Source organism: Vibrio sp. T3Y01, from assembly GCF_013114525.1.
In the GTDB taxonomy this organism is placed as follows: Bacteria; Pseudomonadota; Gammaproteobacteria; order Enterobacterales; family Vibrionaceae; genus Vibrio; species Vibrio chagasii_B.
In genome coordinates, this window is the sequence record NZ_VTXJ01000018.1 from 80192 (window position 1) to 97560 (window position 17369).

Annotated in this window: 16 protein-coding genes; all 16 read right to left on the bottom strand. The window is 47.4% G+C overall.

What is annotated here, in order from left to right:
• Positions 1-8: 8 nt before the first annotated feature.
• The 16 genes from flhF to fliF all read right to left on the bottom strand — a co-directional run bounded on the left by flhF (position 9) and on the right by fliF (position 17366).
• Positions 9-1520 (bottom strand): flagellar biosynthesis protein FlhF, encoded by a 1512-nt coding sequence (flhF, locus tag F0232_RS18080; RefSeq protein ID WP_105059167.1) that lies wholly within the window; start codon positions 1518-1520, stop codon positions 9-11.
• A gap of 27 nt (positions 1521-1547) precedes the next feature.
• Complete coding sequence (flhA, locus tag F0232_RS18085) at positions 1548-3647, bottom strand: flagellar biosynthesis protein FlhA (protein WP_061033690.1); 2100 nt, start codon at positions 3645-3647, stop codon at positions 1548-1550.
• 253 nt (positions 3648-3900) lie between these two features.
• Positions 3901-5031, bottom strand: a complete 1131-nt coding sequence (gene flhB, locus F0232_RS18090; RefSeq protein WP_105059166.1) for a flagellar biosynthesis protein FlhB — start codon at positions 5029-5031, stop codon at positions 3901-3903.
• Between the two features lie 9 nt (positions 5032-5040).
• Positions 5041-5823: a flagellar biosynthetic protein FliR gene (gene fliR, locus F0232_RS18095; RefSeq protein WP_004739855.1), complete on the bottom strand. Its 783-nt coding sequence runs from the start codon at positions 5821-5823 to the stop codon at positions 5041-5043.
• A 6-nt stretch (positions 5824-5829) separates the two neighbouring features.
• Positions 5830-6099, bottom strand: a complete 270-nt coding sequence (fliQ, locus tag F0232_RS18100; RefSeq protein ID WP_004739854.1) for a flagellar biosynthesis protein FliQ — start codon at positions 6097-6099, stop codon at positions 5830-5832.
• Between the two features lie 12 nt (positions 6100-6111).
• Positions 6112-7041 carry a flagellar type III secretion system pore protein FliP gene (gene fliP / locus F0232_RS18105; protein WP_171750953.1) on the bottom strand — a complete coding sequence of 310 codons (930 nt, stop codon included), beginning with the start codon at positions 7039-7041 and terminating at the stop codon, positions 6112-6114.
• Positions 7028-7468, bottom strand: coding sequence for a flagellar biosynthetic protein FliO (fliO, locus tag F0232_RS18110; RefSeq protein WP_008218293.1), 441 nt, complete (start codon positions 7466-7468; stop codon positions 7028-7030). The genes fliP and fliO overlap by 14 nt, the downstream gene beginning before the upstream one ends.
• The gene (gene fliN, locus F0232_RS18115) at positions 7468-7878 is read right to left on the bottom strand and encodes a flagellar motor switch protein FliN (RefSeq protein WP_004739851.1); all 411 of its coding nucleotides are present in this window, start codon (positions 7876-7878) and stop codon (positions 7468-7470) included. The genes fliO and fliN overlap by 1 nt, the downstream gene beginning before the upstream one ends.
• Before the next feature lie 29 nt (positions 7879-7907).
• The gene (gene fliM / locus F0232_RS18120; protein WP_004739850.1) at positions 7908-8951 is read right to left on the bottom strand and encodes a flagellar motor switch protein FliM; all 1044 of its coding nucleotides are present in this window, start codon (positions 8949-8951) and stop codon (positions 7908-7910) included.
• A 7-nt stretch (positions 8952-8958) separates the two neighbouring features.
• Positions 8959-9447: a flagellar basal body-associated protein FliL gene (fliL, locus tag F0232_RS18125; RefSeq protein WP_004739848.1), complete on the bottom strand. Its 489-nt coding sequence runs from the start codon at positions 9445-9447 to the stop codon at positions 8959-8961.
• 90 nt (positions 9448-9537) lie between these two features.
• Positions 9538-11688 carry a flagellar hook-length control protein FliK gene (locus F0232_RS18130; RefSeq protein WP_105059165.1) on the bottom strand — a complete coding sequence of 717 codons (2151 nt, stop codon included), beginning with the start codon at positions 11686-11688 and terminating at the stop codon, positions 9538-9540.
• Positions 11689-11868: 180 nt separating this feature from the next.
• Positions 11869-12306, bottom strand: coding sequence for a flagellar export protein FliJ (fliJ, locus tag F0232_RS18135; protein WP_008218280.1), 438 nt, complete (start codon positions 12304-12306; stop codon positions 11869-11871).
• Positions 12307-12325: 19 nt separating this feature from the next.
• Positions 12326-13645, bottom strand: coding sequence for a flagellar protein export ATPase FliI (gene fliI / locus F0232_RS18140; RefSeq protein WP_061033695.1), 1320 nt, complete (start codon positions 13643-13645; stop codon positions 12326-12328).
• The gene (fliH, locus tag F0232_RS18145; protein WP_061033696.1) at positions 13645-14445 is read right to left on the bottom strand and encodes a flagellar assembly protein FliH; all 801 of its coding nucleotides are present in this window, start codon (positions 14443-14445) and stop codon (positions 13645-13647) included. Before fliH ends, fliI begins: the two co-directional genes overlap by 1 nt.
• 124 nt (positions 14446-14569) lie before the next feature.
• The gene (fliG, locus tag F0232_RS18150) at positions 14570-15631 is read right to left on the bottom strand and encodes a flagellar motor switch protein FliG (RefSeq protein ID WP_008218275.1); all 1062 of its coding nucleotides are present in this window, start codon (positions 15629-15631) and stop codon (positions 14570-14572) included.
• On the bottom strand, positions 15624-17366 hold the full coding sequence (gene fliF / locus F0232_RS18155) for a flagellar basal-body MS-ring/collar protein FliF (protein ID WP_061033697.1): 1743 nt from the start codon (positions 17364-17366) through the stop codon (positions 15624-15626). Before fliF ends, fliG begins: the two co-directional genes overlap by 8 nt.
• Between the last annotated feature and the right edge of the window lie 3 nt (positions 17367-17369).

A 17369-nucleotide genomic window follows, 5' to 3' on the forward strand; every position in this document is an offset into this window, starting at 1 on the left:
TCCGCCGCCTAGAGCCCTTCAGAATCGCTGTTCCAGTAATGAGGTTCATTCTCTGTAGATTTCTCTAATAACTCATTTGCCTTAGCAATCATGTACTTTGGTTGAGCTATAACGATATCTTCAGGAACTCGCTGACCATTTGCTATGTAAGCAACTGGTAATGCATTTTGTATTACGACACTGATGAATTCACCAAGACTGAGAGATTCATCCAATTTAGTCATGATGCATCCCGACAACGGGATTCTTCTAAAGTGTTCAATTGTTTCTTGTAGTACTTTGCGTTGCGCTGTAGCCGGCAAAACAAGGTAGCTATTGATAACGGAACCACTCTCTTGCATCAATGTGTCTAACTGCTCAGATAGGCGAACATCTCGTTGTCCCATACCCGCAGTATCAACCAGAATCAGGCGACGATTACGTAACTGATATATTACATCGGCCAGTTCGCTAGAATCTTTAGCAACTCTTACAGGACAACCCATAATGCGACCATAAATCGATAACTGCTCATGTGCACCTATACGATATGTGTCCGTTGTCACTAGTGCTACGTTATCTGCGCCATATTCCATGGCAGCACGAGCCGCAAGCTTTGCAACCGTCGTCGTTTTACCCACGCCGGTTGGGCCAAGTAGAGCCACAATTCCGCCGCGTTTTAAAATATCTTTCTGTGTCACGGAGATCTGGTCAGCAACCAAGGCTAACAACGCCTTCCATGCACGAGCTGGTTTGGTATCTTCAGGAATGTAACAAGCCATCTGATCTGCAAGTTCTGCCGACACACCCATGCGTTCAAGACGTTTAATAAGCATGGCTCTCAGCGGTTCACGGCGCTCAACTTCTTGCCACATCAACCCAGAAACTTGATGCTCTAACAGACGACGAATTGAGGTCATCTCTTCACGCATCGTTTCCATTTCGGTATCAGAACCTTTGGATTGACCACTGTCGCGACCGCGATCGTAACGAGTCGGATCCAAACGAGGTGCAGGGCGTTCAACTCGGCGATCTTCAGCAATCAATTTAGAGAGGCCAGTTTCGCGAGCAAATGCTGAATCTAGGCTACCACTCGATGGCTGGTTATTTTGCGACAGGTGACTGTTGCTAGATTGACGATTGAGTAACGCTGACAGGGAGTCTTCGTTTTCAGCGCGGTGCTGCGGCTCATCGTCTGCGCCATGACTGTATTGCTTGAGCATGTTTGCAAAGCGCTTAGTCATCGAGCGTCCACCTTCAGAGTTTGACTGAAGGCTTACCTTGTCATCATCTAATTCGCGACGCCCTGCCGGAGCTGAGGGAGCGGCCATTTGCGTGTATTGGCTATGCGCAGGCTGCTGAGGTTTGTTGAGTCTTGGGCTCGCTGCTGACGGGCTAGATTCGCCATCAATAGCGGCAACAATTTCCACGCCACCTGCGACCTTTTTGTTAGACATGATCACTGCGTCCGAACCAAGTTCTTCTTTAACTTGGAGCAGAGCAGTCCGCATGTCTTTTGCAAAAAATCGTTTAATTTTCAATTCGATCGTCCGTTCTAATTAGGCGGCTTAATTACCAACAGCTTGTACTATACGTATCTGCTTTTCATCCGGTATTTCTTGGTATGACAGTACTCTTAAGCTTGGGATCGTGTTCTTCACGAATTTAGCTAGAGTCGAACGCAACACGCCTGAAGTCAGTAACACTGCTGGCTCCCCTTTCAGCTCTTGCTCTTGAGTCGCTTGGCTAAGAGAGGTCTGTAAACGTTCCGCTAAACCAGGTTCAATACCAGCAGATTCTCCGCCGGATGCCTGCATGGTTTGATGCAAGATTTGTTCCAGCTCAGGAATTAGGGTTATTACAGGCAATTCCGGCTCTATCCCATTGATTTCCTGAACAATTAGTCGTTTCAATGAGATGCGAACTGCCGCCGTTAATATGTCAGGTTCTTGACTCTTGCTCGAGTACTCCGACAAAGTTTGGACTATGGTTCGGATATCACGGATTGGAATGGCTTCATTAAGCAGATTTTGTAGCACTTTCACTACCACACCAAGCTGCAGTTGATCCGGTACAAACCCTTCAACCAACTTAGGTGTTGAGCGGCTAAGCATCTCAAGTAGATTCTGAACCTCTTCATGACCAATAAGCTGCGACGCATTGTTAGTAAGCAGTTGGCTGAGGTGGGTTGCTAGTACGGTCGACGAGTCAACTACGGTGTAACCAAGAGCCTGAGCGTGTTCACGTTGCTCTTCACGAATCCATACCGCTTCGAGACCAAATGCCGGATCGATAGTCGGCTCACCGTCGATCATCCCGTACACTTGGCCCGGGTTAATCGCGAGTTCCATATCAGGCTTTATCTCAGCCTCACCTACCGCAACACCCATTAAGGTGATTCGGTAGCTGTTTGGTGTCAGCTCTAGGTTGTCGCGAATGTGTACTGCAGGGATCAAGAAGCCGAAATCTTGAGACAACTTCTTACGCACGCCTTTTACGCGCTCTAGTAGTTCGCCGCCTTGGTCCCTATCTACCAGAGGAATCAAGCGGTAGCCTACTTCTAGGCCAATAATATCAACAGGTTGAACGTCATCCCAAGAGAGCTCTTTTTGTGAACCCGTCTCGCCACTGGCTTCAACAGCCGCAGGGAGGTTCGGCTCCAATGCCTTCTTCTTCTGTTTCTTATCGATGTAATAAGCCGCACCACCAGCAATTGCAGCCAGGCTCAAGAACGAGAAGTGTGGCATGCCCGGAACAATACCCATCACACCGAGAATCGCCGCAGTGATCATCAAGGCTTTTGGATTGTCGAACATCTGGAAGATGAGCTGCTGGCCCATGTCTTCATCGGTATTTTGACGCGTTACCATCATCGCTGCAGCGATCGACAGTAATAAAGATGGAATTTGTGCAACCAGACCATCACCGATAGTCAGTAGGGTGTAGATTTCGATAGCCTCACCGAAACCCAAACCAAATTGAGCCATACCGATACTCAAGCCACCAATGATGTTGATGAACAGGATCAAAATACCCGCTATCGCATCACCTTTAACGAACTTCGAAGCACCATCCATCGAACCGTAGAAATCGGCCTCTTTGGTTACTTCAAAACGTCGCAGACGCGCCTGATCTTGATCGATCAAACCCGCATTCAAATCGGCATCGATTGCCATTTGTTTACCCGGTAACGCATCCAAGGTAAAACGCGCACTTACTTCCGAGATACGCCCTGCACCTTTGGTAACAACCATGAAGTTGATGATCATCAGGATCAAAAACACCACTAAACCAACCGCGTAGTTACCACCGATAACCACGTTACCGAAGGCCTCAATCACGTTACCCGCCGCATCACCACCTTCGTGACCATGCAGTAGAACCACACGAGTAGAAGCAACGTTCAAGGCTAATCGAAGCAGAGTTGCAATCAGAAGGACAGTTGGGAAAGCGGCGAAGTCTAAAGGTCTTCGTGTGTAAACCGACACCAGTAACACAACCATAGCGAGTGCGATATTGAAGGTGAAGAACATATCCAGCAAAAATGCAGGAATTGGCAACACCACCATCGCCAGCGTGGCAAGTACCATAACGGGCGCACCAATTGCAGGCATGGCACGGTTAGGGATTTTTGGTAGCTTGTCCGCAAAAGGCAGGGAGAATTTCATAAATCTAGATAGTTTCGCTATGTTGTCGCCTCTCGCCAAGTAAATCGGGCTCAGGGCTAAGCTATGTTGCCAACGTTTTAGCAACAAGGTTTATAGTGATCAGGTTTACCATGATCGGCTTATAATGTTCGGGATTGATATAGCAAACACTGTACCAATATCTAACGTCAAATTATCAGCGCTTTGTTGGTTAACAGAAGCTAATTAATCTCCCTATTATCAAGCTTCACAGGGCTGAGCTCAAGTAATTGATCTAATGACGTAAATCAGGTGGGATCGGCATATTAGAATCTTGCAGTTTTGGCCTCTTGCCACCGCGTTTTCGATACTGTTTTAGCTGGAACACATATGCAAGCACTTGAGCTACGGCGGTAAACAGACCGTCAGGAATTTGTTGTTCAAGCTCTGTAGTGTGATAAAGCGCCCTCGCCAACGGTGGTGCTGGAACAATATAGATATCATTTTCACGGGCAATTTCACGGATCTTCATCGCCATGTGATCTACACCCTTGGCGACCACAATGGGCGCTTTATCTTGATTTTGCTTATAGCGCAAAGCCACCGAGAAGTGCTCTGGGTTGGTGACAATCACATCCGCTTGAGGCACATCTGCCATCATACGACGCTGAGCCGCTTCTCTTTGCAACATACGAATTCGACCTTTCACTTCAGGCTTACCTTCGGTGTCTTTGAATTCGTCTTTTACTTCTTGCTTGGTCATCTTTAATTGATCGGCGTGTTGCCATATCTGGAATGGGATATCGATGGCCACCACAATTAGCAGAGAGCAACTTATCAGGAGAATGAAGTTAAGCAAGATATCCAAGGCGTGAAAGATATTCTGTGGATAGACATCCATGCTGAGCTGCATTAAGTCATGTTGAGAGGCTTGAATCAGATAAACAGCCATCCCCGATACCAGCGCCACTTTCAAAATCGATTTAATCAGTTCAACCCAGCTTTGTAAGCCAAACATACGCTTGATACCACTGAGTGGATTGAGCTTAGACGCCTTTGGCATCGCAGCTTGCATCGAGAAGTTAATCCCGCCAACCCCTGCTGCGCCAATAACAGCCGCAATAAACAAGGTGATCAGAATTAAGAACAGCGGAAACAGCAAGTTCACCAATGAACCACCAGCAATTTCTAGTAGTTTGTTGGTATCAAAGATTTCATCGCGGCTTAAAGAAAACAGGCGTTGCATGGCCTCGAACAGCGCCTTCGCCATCGATTCACCAAACCACATTAATGCAACGGCACCGACAATTAGTACCGATGCTGATGCCAGCTCTTTTGACCTTGCAACCTGCCCTTTCTCTTTGGCCTGTTGCAAGCGTCTGGGCGTGGCGTCTTCTGTGCGTTCTTGACCGTCTGACTCTGCCATTTCAGTCTCCTAGCAATCTAACCGGATTAGACGACATATCTGTTGCTCGCCTTGCATCCAAAATAGCTCATAATGACTATACAAGCCGCCAAGGATGTACCAACAAAGTAACAGACCCACGAGTAGCGCAAATGCAAAACCCAAAGAAAAGATATTTAGCTGAGGCGCAGCACGTGTCATTACACCGAATGACAGGTTTATCGTCAGCAGCGCGATAATTCCCGACAGCGACATCGCCAATGCCGCTTTGAACATAATGCCGAGCCATAATGCAAGCTCGCGAAAATCGACCGAAGTCAGAGAGCCACTGCCAATCGGCAGAGTTTTAAAACTGAATACCACCAGCTGCAACATCTTCAAGTGACCATCGGTCGCCAAGAAGAACATGGTCGCAAGTAGCATGAAGAGCTGACCCAATACAGGCGTGTTCTGTCCATTTGCCGGGTCGACCATAGAGGCGAAACCCAAGCTCGATTGCATACCAAGGATTTGGCCGAGCATAACAAAGGTTTGAATCATAAACTGAGTGACAAAGCCCATCGCCACACCAATCACAATTTGCTCAAAGACGGTTAAGAAGCCTTGGAAAGAGAGCAGTTCAATCTCTTTTGGAACCGCGGGAATCGCAGGCATCACTGCGAAGGTGATTGCTAAACCTAAATACAAACGAATACGCGGCGACACAAAACGTGCACCGGTGACCGTCATCACCATCAGCATTGCTGAGATGCGAGTGTAAGGCCAAAAATAATTGGCTAACCACTCTAGTACAAGGCTCGTTGGGTATTCCATATCGGTTTAATACAGAACTTGAGGTAAACGTTCGATGAGCTCAAAGAAGAACTCCATCATCATCTGAGTCATCCAGTGCGCAAACAGCATCAAGGCCAATAAGGTCACAATCAAACGCGGCAGGAAACTCAATGTTTGTTCGTTGATCGAGGTCGCTGCTTGGAAGATAGCCACCACCAAACCGATCAGCAAGCTGGGAATAATGATGGCACAAACCATGATTAACACCATCCAAAGCGCATCTCGGAACAACTCTACGAATATTTCAGGATTCATGATTTCCCCCAGCTACAAGGCAAAACTGCCGGCGAGTGTGGAGAGTATCAAGTTCCAACCATCAACAAGGACAAACAGCATCAACTTAAACGGCAAGGATACAATCATCGGCGACAACATCATCATACCCATCGCCATCAATACCGACGCCACCACTAAGTCGATGATCAAAAACGGCAAGAACAGCATAAAGCCAATCTGGAAAGCCGTTTTGAGCTCGGAGGTGATAAATGCAGGAATCAGCACCGCCATTGAAACGTCTTCAGGATTGGTCACTTCCGAACCGGAGATCTCAACAAAAGTCTCTAAATCTTTGATTCGAGTCTGTTTTAGCATGAATGATTTGATCGGCCCTTGAGCAACATCAAATGCTTGTCGTGCCGTGATCTGTTCATTCAGATAAGGTTGAACCGCTTGCTCATTCACCTGATTGATCACCGGTGACATAATGAAGAAGGTCAAGAATATCGCGATACCGATGATAACTTGGTTCGATGGTGTTTGTTGCAGACCCATTGCCTGACGCAGGATAGACATCACCACCACAATACGAGTGAACGAAGTCATCAGAATGACCATTGCCGGCAAGAAGCCAAGCATGGTCATCAACGCAAGAATTTGCAGGTTGATCGAGTAGTCTTCACCACCGTTAGCATTGGTCGTCATGGTGAAAGCAGGAATACCGCCCCCACTGCCCGTCAAGCTGCCAGTTGTCATGGAGGTCGATTTGGCTTGGTCTTGTTCCATCGTGCTGATAGTCACCGACTCTGAACCCGCAGTGTTGGCAGGAATAACAGTGCCGTCTTCAGCCTGTGCAAATACCGACACACTAAACAAAAGGGTAAAGAGAAGAGTAAGCTGAACCAGCAGCACTTTCACCGCACGGAAAGCTCCGGCTTGGTAAAAGTAAGATGAGTTCAAAAGTCCGTTATTTGTTTGCATCTTTTTTCATGAGCTGGGAAAGCTGACTTGAGAATGTACTTTTTTCCAGCATCTCCTGAGTAAGAGGTTTATCAAGCTTGGAGATCAGCTGAATAGATTGAGTGGTAATGCCCACTAAGAACTGTTCATCGCCCGCTTGCACAATAGCGATACGCTCTTTTGTGCCCACAGGGATTTGTCTAACAATCGCCAAACCTTGTTGATTGGACATCGCTGGCACTTGCATGCGCTTAAGCAACCAAGCAATAAATAAAATGAAGGCTATAACGAAAATTAGCGACCCAAAAGTGGTCGCTAAATCAAGAGAAGGTGGCGTTGCTGCAAAGGCAACAGAAGGAATAGCAAACAGCCCTACTCCAACTATTGCTCGAGATAAGCTCTTCAGCCCTTGAGGTAAACTCGTCAACCTTAGAGACGATAAGCGCATTAACGTAGTTTCTTAATACGTTCTGTTTGGCTAATTACGTCGGTCAAACGAATACCAAATTTGTCGTTCACCACAACCACTTCACCATGAGCAATCAGAGTACCATTGACCATCACATCCAGTGACTCACCGGCAATACGGTCTAACTCTACGACCGAACCTTGGTTCAATTGCAGAAGGTTGCGGATACTGATCTGAGAGCGGCCAACTTCCATAGAAATGGTGACTGGGATATCCATGATGGTATCCAGCTTGCGGCGCTCGTCTTCAGAAATCGGAGACGATGAATCAGTTAGCTCATCAAGTGGTGCCGCAAGCACATCGTCAACATCAATTGACGGTGCAGAAGGGTCTTCACCAAGCGCTGCAGCCCATTCGTCTGCTAGCTTTTGATCTTCACTAGGTTCCATTACCAATTCCTATACTTTTATCTATTTTGCTATTCGTTATCATCGCTGTTTTCTAGTTCAGACATTAAGTCTTTGCCTAGGAAAGCGAGATCAGTTTTGACCACATGAGGTCTTTGAATTTTTTCAGAAATCTGTACCGCGAGTTTTTCACCCGAGCGCCCCATTTTTACACGGTAGGTCGGTAACTCTTCTACGAACATGGTCGCGTGCTCAGGCATGTTCATTGGAATGACATCACCAGGGCGCAGCTCCATTAAGTCACGTAGTGAGATATCTTGCTCTAAAAGGTTGACGCGGAAGTTAACAGGCACGTCCATGATTTCATCACGCAGTGCCGTGCTCCAACGAACATCGGTTTCCATTTTGTCTGATTGAACACCCGCATCAAGCAGTTCACGGATCGGCTCAACCATCGAGTAAGGCATGACTACGTGGAAGTCACCACCGCCGCCATCCACTTCAATATGGAATGAGCTCACAACGATCACTTCTGTTGGACTCACAATGTTCGCCATACTCGGGTTCACTTCAGAATCCAAGTATTCAAACTCAACCCCCATTACTGGTGACCAAGCTTCTTTGTAATCTTCAAATACAATCTTCAGCAGTAGCTGGATAATACGTCTTTCCGTTGGCGTAAACTCACGGCCTTCAATCTTGGCGTGGAAGCGACCATCACCACCAAAGAAGTTTTCTACAAGGATGAAAACAAGACGTGCTTCCATGGTGATCAGCGCCGTACCTTTAAGCGGACGGAAACGCACCATGTTTAAACTGGTTGGTACGTACAAAGTGTTTTGGTATTCACCAAATTTCATCATCTGTACGCCGTTGATCGACACTTCAGCCGTTTTACGCAACATATTAAACAAGCTAATTCGCATATGACGTGCGAAACGCTCGTTAATAAGTTCAAGGGTCGGCATTCGACCACGGACGATTCGATCTTGAGAGGAGAAGTCAAAATTGACCGCACTGTCATTGTCGGTCTCTAAGACATCTTCAACTTCTTCAACATCATCAACGCCGTGCAACAGCGCATCAATTTCGTCTTGGCTTAATAAATCGGTCACAAATTACCTATTGAATTACGAAGTCAGTGAATAACACTTTTTCAATCACAGGCTGGCCAACAGCTTGAGCCAGACTTGCTTTAATATCTTCTGTCGCTTTGTCACGCAGTTCCACTCGCCCTGTTGGTGAGCGAAGTTGGTCAACCGTTGCCGAAGCGAACGTTGCGAGCAATGTGCTCTCTACTAGTGGAGAGTGGTAACGTGCTAGGTCTTCATTTTTGCTACCACGCACCATCAGTTGTGCTTTTATCTGAACTAGGCGATCTTTTTTATCACCTGTTACATTGAACAAGAAGGGCTGAGGGATGTTCACATACATAACAGGCTCTGCTGCAACCACAGCAGTGGCTGGCTGAGACTGAGATTCTGAGGCACTATCATCGGAGCCTAAGAAAAAGAACAGCGCACCACCAATACCAAGCAGTAAAACAACAACCGCTATAATGATAATAAGGAGCTTACTCTTTCCTTTAGGTGCATCTTGTACTTCTGCCATATTTTACTCTAACTTCCTGTTCTTTCGATTAACTGACGGTTCTGTCTATCAGCTGGTTCTATCTATCAATTAAGTGTGCTCAGCCTGATATTAGGCATAATAACTAATTCCATCACGCTTTGATGCGACATTCAATTCAAGATTGCTGCCACTATCAAGGTTTTCATCACCTTGCGTATCATTTGTGCGGTTAGAGCCTGATTGTTGCTCACCACTGTTGTATCTGTCTTGTCCCTGACCTGAACTTTGCTGTTGAACGGATGAATCGGCAAGCTGCATACCCTGTTGAGCAAGCATCTCTCTCAATCGAGGTAAGGTTTGTTCAATCACATCCCTCGCCTGTTGACTATTCACCGTAAAGTGCACGTTCGCCACGTCATTATTCATTGTCATACGGATCTTCATTTGACCTAACTCTGGTGGGTCAAGTCGAATGTCTAAGTTCTTAAGGTTTTTAGACATCATCATTTGTACCTTTTCAGCGACCTGTTCGTTTGCTAGCTCTTTAGTCAGCTGCAACGGTGCCTGTTGAGCGGCTTGAATCTCGGCGCGTGTTGGTGCCGAGCCTGCGTTCGCTGCACCTTGTACACCAGCCGCAGAAGCGATCTGCTGAGCAAATGTGGTGTCTTTCGAGTCTTCCTTAGCACCCGCTTTACCGAGGCCAGAAAGAGTAGCCGCACCAGCACCAGCCTTAAGTAACATATCTGTTGAACCCGCTTTCGTCGCGGCAGGTGCTGCATTCAGCGCCACACCTTGCGCGGTTAACGCAGGATCCAACGCAGCTTGTGGCTGTTGTGCTGCGACATTAGCTTGTTGAGCCGCTACCTGTTGGGCTATATGCATATTATTAGCGTGCAGCATTGCCGCTTTATCCGTCGCTGCATGAGTGGCAGCCGCGTTACTCGTCGATTGCGCTGCCGCTTGCGCAGTAGTTTGCTGCGCAGCCGTCGCAACCGCTGCTGTTGAAGCTGCAGCTGCTAAGGCTTTGGCTTCATTTGAATCTGTATTATCCCAATCAATCGTAACAGGCTCAGCTAAGGCGCTGTTTGCGCCCGGAGCTTGACTCAGTAAAGCCGTTGCTTGTTGCTGAACGTTTGCGAGTTGTTTATCCAAAACGTCTAACTCAGCGGTCGTTTTAGCCAACATCGCTTGCTCATCAGTTGTCAACTTAGTGCCACTTTGCTGCTTCTGCAGTAAACCATCAACAACGGACTGTTTTGACTCAATCTGAGCATTTAGTTGATTGAGCGCTTTGGTGTGCGCATCTACCTGTTTTGCCAGCTCAATATCCGCTGGAGACAGTGCTTGGCTTTGCCCTGCAACTTCTGCTTGTGCCGCATTTTTCTGGCTGATCTCTCGGCTCATACTTGCTTCAATCTGCTCGGGAGTAACGCCTTTATCCATCAACTGGCGAATTTCATCATCTGTCAGTTGCGAGACGCCTTTCCCGCCAGTAAGCACAGCAATTTCAGAGTCCACTTCTAGCGTACTACCTTGATTCGCTGAGTGGGTTTGCTGGAGTTGCTTACCCGCTTCACCTGCAGCAGAGAAACCTGCAACAGAAGCTCCTGGAGTATTACCTTGAGCTTGGTCGACCTGAGCCTGTTCTAACTGAGACTGTTGTGGCAAGGCTTTGCCGTTTGGTGTCTGATTCAGCGTTTTATTTGCCTCATCCAACTGACCTAATAACTTGTTTCCTTCATTCATCACAGCCGCCGCTTGCGATGCTTGGGTCGATTCGTTTACCGCTGATGAAGCTTGGCCTTGAGGTTGAGCTGTCTGTTCCTTAGAGCCGTTGTTGTTAGCCAACTCATCTTTCTCACCCGCCTTGTTTGCGATAGCAGCATCATCGGTTGAATTCGCTTTGAGTTGTGATTCTGAACTAGAGACAACCTCTACAGGAGTTTTGTCTGTGGCTTGCTCACCTTCAACTTCTGAAGCTACTTGCTTACTTTGAGCTTGGCTTGACTCATCCGTAGTCTCAGCTGTTGAGTTCGTTTTCTTTGCTTCATCTGAAGCTTCACTTTCCGTAGAGGCTTGTTTAGCATCAGATTTTGTAGTGCTGTCTGCGTCTTTTACCGTTGCTTTGCTACCACTTTCTTCAAAGCCGAGCGCTTCTTTAAAAGATTCAAAGAAACCTTTTGAGTCTCCGTTTTCCTCCACCTTTGAAGCGGCAGAACCGGTGTCCAACAACGAAGACGTTGTGTTGGTCGCTGAATTTGAAGAAGGACTAACGTTCATATATACAAGCTCTATCTACTAGCTTTGCCACCATAAACAGGCAACAAAAAGAAAGTCGGATGCTTTTCATACCTTTGGCAGGCACAAGGCGCAATTTTATATAAAACAGAGCAAGAAACATGCCTAGAAAACTCGGCTAATCACCATGTGAACAGCGCCAGTAGGATTCATGGCTCGGGATCACATCTTCTTACGGCTATAAAGCAAAGTCGAAAACTCATCCATCTGCTTTTGTTCTCTTTGATCCTGCAGTTTGGCTTTCTCTTTCTGCTTCTTCTCCATCAACCACTCATAGGATTTACGTTTCTTACGCAGTTCCATCCAGTAGTTTTGGCAGTTATCGACCTGATTTTTAAAGTGATGCTCCGCTTCTCGCTGTTTAGAAAGCGTTTCGTCCAATTGAGTTAAGAAGCGATTCAAATGCCCATATTGACTGGCCGTTAGCCCTGCCTTGCCTCTATCAACAAGTTGCTGACAATAATCCAGTCGATACTTTTCAATCTGCGCAACCTGTTCGTAATAACCTTGCAGCTCCGCATTGGCTTTGTTGAGCGCCAAGACCGCTTGATTTTCTTGGTCTTTTGCTTGGTCGAGAAGAAACTCTAATGCATTATCCATGACTAACCTTAATCACCCGTTAGCCACCCAACACATGCTTCAACATGTTGACGCACATATCGTAAGGAACCGTTTCTTTCATCTTCTGCTGTAAGTACTCATCCAACTTCGGCTTCAAGGTGAAGGCGCTATCAATCGCAGGGTCGGTACCCGGCTTGTAAGCACCAATCGACACCAAGTCTTGGTTCTTACGGCAGATAGAAAGCACTTGTCTTACCGCTTTCGACATCAACACATGTTCTTCGGTGGTGATTTGAGGCATCACACGGCTGACGGACTTCTCAACGTCAATCGCAGGATAATGACCCGCATCTGCCATTTCACGTGACAACACAACGTGACCATCGAGAATCGCTCGTGAGGCATCGGCGATTGGGTCTTGTAGATCATCACCTTCGGTTAGTACGGTAAAGAAAGCGGTGATTGAACCCTGCTCATCATTGCCGTTACCCGCACGCTCAACCAGCGCTGGCAGCTTAGCAAATACCGATGGCGGATAACCTTTGGTTGCTGGCGGCTCGCCAACAGATAGTGCGATTTCACGCTGAGCCTGTGCAAAACGGGTCAATGAGTCCATCAGGAGCAGAACATCTAAACCTTGGTCGCGGAAATATTCCGCTACCGTTAACGCCGTTTGACAGCCTTTTAATCGCATTAATGGTGATGAATCGGCAGGGGCAGCAACCACAACCGATCGCTTACGGCCGTCCTCACCAAGAATCTCTTCAATAAATTCTTTTACTTCGCGTCCACGCTCACCAATCAAGCCCACCACAACCACTTGCGCGGTGGTACCTCGAGTCATCATGCCTAGTGTTACCGACTTACCGACACCAGAACCAGCGAACAGACCGATACGCTGTCCTTTACCCACCGTCAGCAAGCCGTTAATCGCTTTCAAGCCAACATCCAGTGGTTCTGAGATCGGCTTACGAGCCAGAGGGTTAATCGGTTCGGCACTGAATGATGCGCGTTGCTCAGTATAGATAGGACCAAGCCCATCCAGAGGATTACCGACACCGTCGATAACACGGCCAAGCAGTTCCATCCCGACAGGAATGCCGCTTTCAGAGGTCATAGGGGTGACACGAGCACCGGGTAAGATCCCTGTGATTTGTTCACTCGGCATCAGAAATAGGTTATCACCAGAGAAGCCAACCACTTCAGCTTCCATCTGGCCAGACATGGTTTCAACTAAGCACAGGCTACCAATCGGGGCTTTACAGCCGGTTGCTTCAAGGGTTAGTCCGACTACCCGCACCAATTTACCAGAGGCAACGGGGCGTGATTTTAGCCCTTCGACTTTGTATTGGCTGAGACGATTCGCTAACTCAAGCATTACGCATGACCTTGATGGCGATTAGCACCACAGAAGCTCTGGATAACGTTCTTCACACGCTCTTCCATTCGATAATTCACACTCGATTCGCCCGCTTCAATTTGCACATCGCCACGGTTAAGTGCTGGCTCTGAAACTAATGTCCAATTGCGACAATCCAGTTCCGTATCCCCATATGCAGAACGAATGATAGTGACGTCTTCCGGGTTAAGCTTCAACGTAATAGCATGACCAGAAATCGGCAAAGATTCGACTGACTCTTTTACGGTATCTAGGATAATTTGTGGATTAGTCTGAACTTCAACGTGCACCACCTCTTTAACCATGGTCAGCACCATGTCCACCAGCTGCTTTTCAACCTGAGCGTTCATCAGCTCCAAAGGTTGAGCAAACTGGTTCGCGAGCCCCATAAAGATAGCGACTTGTTGTTGAATGTACTCTTGACCAGCGGTAACGCCTTCGAGCTTACCAGCTTCATTGCCTTCAGCATGGCCTGCAGCAAAACCTTCTTCTTTGCCTTTTTCATAACCTTGCTTGAAGCCAGCTTCCTGACCTTGATGCAGACCTTCTTGGTAAGCGCCTTGCTTGATCAGCTCGATTTGCTCTTCGGTCAGAACAAGCTCTTCATCTTCAATAGCTTCTTCAACTGTCGGCATCCAACCTGGGTCGTAGTTAAACGCCGTTTCTTTAGCTTGTTTACTCACATCAGAGGTGTAGTCAGGCAGCCCCCATTTCTGAGGTTGGGCAACCGTATTATCTTCTTCAGGGCGAAGGAAGCCGCGTTTTCTATCACCTGACATATCAGTACCTATCTATGAGTGAGTCCAACTGTTTTAAATTCAAACAGCTAAACTGTAATTAATCTGTGGTTCGAGGTTGGATAAAGAAAAGCCCCAACGGTGTGGGGCTTTTGAGGTTTCTGTATTAAAGGAACTCGTCGGCGCCACCAGACAGCATAATCTCGCCACTGTCTGCCATCTTCCTCGCAATACCCAAAATTTCTTTCTGAGCCGCTTCTACGTCAGAGACTTTCACTGGCGGCATCGCCTCAATATCGTCTCTCATCATATCGGCAGCACGTTTAGACATGTTCTTGAAGATCTTCTCACGCAGGCCTTCATCAGCACCTTTAAGTGCTTTCTGTAGAACGTCTTGTGGTACGTCACGTAGCAGTTTCTGAACGCCTTGGTCATCCACTTCAATAAGGTTTTCAAAGACAAACATAAGATCTTGAATCTGCGTTGCCATGTCTTCGTCTTGATCGCGGATTTGATCCATCAAGACACCTTCTACGTTGTTGTCCATGTAGTTCATGATCTCTGCCGCTGCTTTCAGGCCGCCAATTTTGGCCGCTTGCGCACCAGCTTGACCCGCGAACTGTTTCTCCATGATTTCGTTCAGCTCAGCAAGCGCCGAAGGTTGAACTTCTTCAAGGTTAGCAATACGCATCATCAAATCTAGACGTACACGCTCAGGGAACTGGGACAAAATCTCAGCAGACTGATCGGCTTCTAGGTAAGACAACACGATGGTTTGAATCTGCGGGTGCTCGTTGATGATGATACTTGCCACCTGACGAGGGTCCATCCACTTAAGAGAATCCAAGCCTTTTGAACCGGTTCCCAAAAGGATTTGGTCAACAAGGTTATTAGCCTTGTCTTCACCCAGAGCAGCCACCAGCGCATTACGCATGAAGTCTTCACTGCCCATACCGATGTTGGTGTACTTCTGAATATCATCTAAGAAAGCACGGTGCACTGCGCCTACCTTCTCTTGTGATAAATCCGTTGCACGCGCCATGGCACTACCCACACGTTGAACCTGCTTAGGTTCTAGGTGGCGAATAATACCCGCCGCATCTTCTTCGTTTAAACTCAACAACAAGATCGCTGCGCGCTCATCACCTGAAATAGAGGCGATATCCACACTCGCGACATCAAGCACTTCACCGCCTTCAGCTTGTTGTGGAACAATTTCGTTAGCCATCTGCCATCCAATTCTTAACTACTTGAGCTGCTAGCTCTGGTTCATTCGCTACAAGTGCACGTACTGCTTTCAGCACGTCTTCATCTTTATGAAGGTTTGGTAAGTCGATGCTTGAACCAAATTCAAACAGCTCGCCACCTTCAATATCACCACCAATTAGGCTGGTCTCCCCATCGGCACCAATTGGCATGCCATCAGGGCCGTACATCTGTTCATCGTTGTCTGCAGCTGGGTTAAGCAGTTTCTTCATTGCTGGGCGAACAAGGACTAATACCACAACAATAATAACCAATGCGCTCGCAAACCAACGTACCCAATCATTGAAGTTAGGGTGCTCCCAGATAGGCACATCAGGAACCACATCTGTGATTTGTGGTGCGAACTGCATGCTTAATACATTCAATAAGTCACCGCGGCTTTCATCAAAACCGACCGTACCAATCAGCACTTGGCGGATCGCGTTGATTTCACTGGCTGGAATTGGCGTGTGCACCACTTCACCGGTATCTGGGTTGATGGATTGACGATCTTTAATCGCGACCGATACCGTTTGACGGTTCACCGTGCCAGTCTGCTTACGCTCATGACTGATGGTGGTATCTAATTCGAAGTTTCGAGTTGCTTCTTTATGAACCGAGCCCTGGCCTGTCATCGCGCCATCTTTCATCTGAGCGACATCCTGAGGGATAGACGCATCTGATGGAGGCTGGTTACTCAGCGCACCCGGAATACCCGCGACAGTGTTGCCGTTATTGTAATCTTCTAAGGTGTATTCGCTTCGCGTTGCCGGAGTGTTCGGATCAAAACGTTTTCTGGTTTGTTCTACTGCGCTGAAGTCGAGCTGAATATCAACCTGAGCCGTGTAGTTTCCAAATCCAAGAATAGGAATAAGGATAGAGTCAATTTTCTCACGCAGTGCTTGCTCTTGATTACGCTCTAGCTCGTGCTCTTTACGACGCGCCGCTGACATAGGGTCTTGAGAGCCGGAGCTCAGCAGTCGGCCATGTTGATCAGTAACGGTAATACGCGACGTTTTCATTCCCGGAACGGCACTCGCCACCATATCGACAACAGAGTCAACCTCTTGCTGTTTAAGGTTAGTACCCGTTTTGAGGGTTAGGAATACAGAGGCAGAGGCTTCTTGATTATGACGAACAAAAACACTTTGCTTCGGCAGCGCCAATAAAACCTGCGCTTTACGCACCTGCTTCATCTGCTCAATGGCTTTCGCAAGCTGTCTTTCGCGGCTTAATTTGAGGCGTTCTTGCTCTAAACGTTGTGATACACCAAAACCCATGTCTTGCATGAGGATGTCATCACCTGCGTTTCGCTCTTGGTTCAAACCAGCGCGAACCATATTAAGCTTCAGGGAGTTATATTCACTTGCTGGCACCGAGATGGTATTACCCTCAAGCGAGTACTCGATCTTTTGCTGATCTAAGTAATCCAGAACTGGGATCAACTCTTCTGTTTCATAAGCCCCTAATGGACGCATTTCTGGTTCTTTAACCCAGAAAAACAGCATCACAATAAGCGCGACACAGATTGAGATAGACAGCACTAAGACGACCTGACGAAGTAAATCGAGGTCACCTACGGCCATATCAAATTTAGATGAACTACGTTCACCTAGATCCGGGTTTTGCCCTTCTCCGTCCAGCTCAGCACCCGCAATGAGTGCGTGGTCGTTACCATCGCTCACGGTTAAATCTGTTGTTTGACTATTATCTGCCACTAC

Bases quoted from the DNA above. Each gene is read 5' to 3' on its own strand.
- flhA (WP_061033690.1), bottom strand. From the start codon at position 3,647: ATGAAATTCTCCCTGCCTTTTGCGGACAAGCTACCAAAAATCCCTAAC.
- flhB (WP_105059166.1), bottom strand. From the start codon at position 5,031: ATGGCAGAGTCAGACGGTCAAGAACGCACAGAAGACGCCACGCCCAGA.
- fliR (WP_004739855.1), bottom strand. From the start codon at position 5,823: ATGGAATACCCAACGAGCCTTGTACTAGAGTGGTTAGCCAATTATTTT.
- fliQ (WP_004739854.1), bottom strand. From the start codon at position 6,099: ATGAATCCTGAAATATTCGTAGAGTTGTTCCGAGATGCGCTTTGGATG.
- fliP (WP_171750953.1), bottom strand. From the start codon at position 7,041: ATGCAAACAAATAACGGACTTTTGAACTCATCTTACTTTTACCAAGCC.
- fliO (WP_008218293.1), bottom strand. From the start codon at position 7,468: ATGCGCTTATCGTCTCTAAGGTTGACGAGTTTACCTCAAGGGCTGAAG.
- fliN (WP_004739851.1), bottom strand. From the start codon at position 7,878: ATGGAACCTAGTGAAGATCAAAAGCTAGCAGACGAATGGGCTGCAGCG.
- fliL (WP_004739848.1), bottom strand. From the start codon at position 9,447: ATGGCAGAAGTACAAGATGCACCTAAAGGAAAGAGTAAGCTCCTTATT.
- F0232_RS18130 (WP_105059165.1), bottom strand. From the start codon at position 11,688: ATGAACGTTAGTCCTTCTTCAAATTCAGCGACCAACACAACGTCTTCG.
- fliJ (WP_008218280.1), bottom strand. From the start codon at position 12,306: ATGGATAATGCATTAGAGTTTCTTCTCGACCAAGCAAAAGACCAAGAA.
- fliI (WP_061033695.1), bottom strand. From the start codon at position 13,645: ATGCTTGAGTTAGCGAATCGTCTCAGCCAATACAAAGTCGAAGGGCTA.
- fliH (WP_061033696.1), bottom strand. From the start codon at position 14,445: ATGTCAGGTGATAGAAAACGCGGCTTCCTTCGCCCTGAAGAAGATAAT.
- fliG (WP_008218275.1), bottom strand. From the start codon at position 15,631: ATGGCTAACGAAATTGTTCCACAACAAGCTGAAGGCGGTGAAGTGCTT.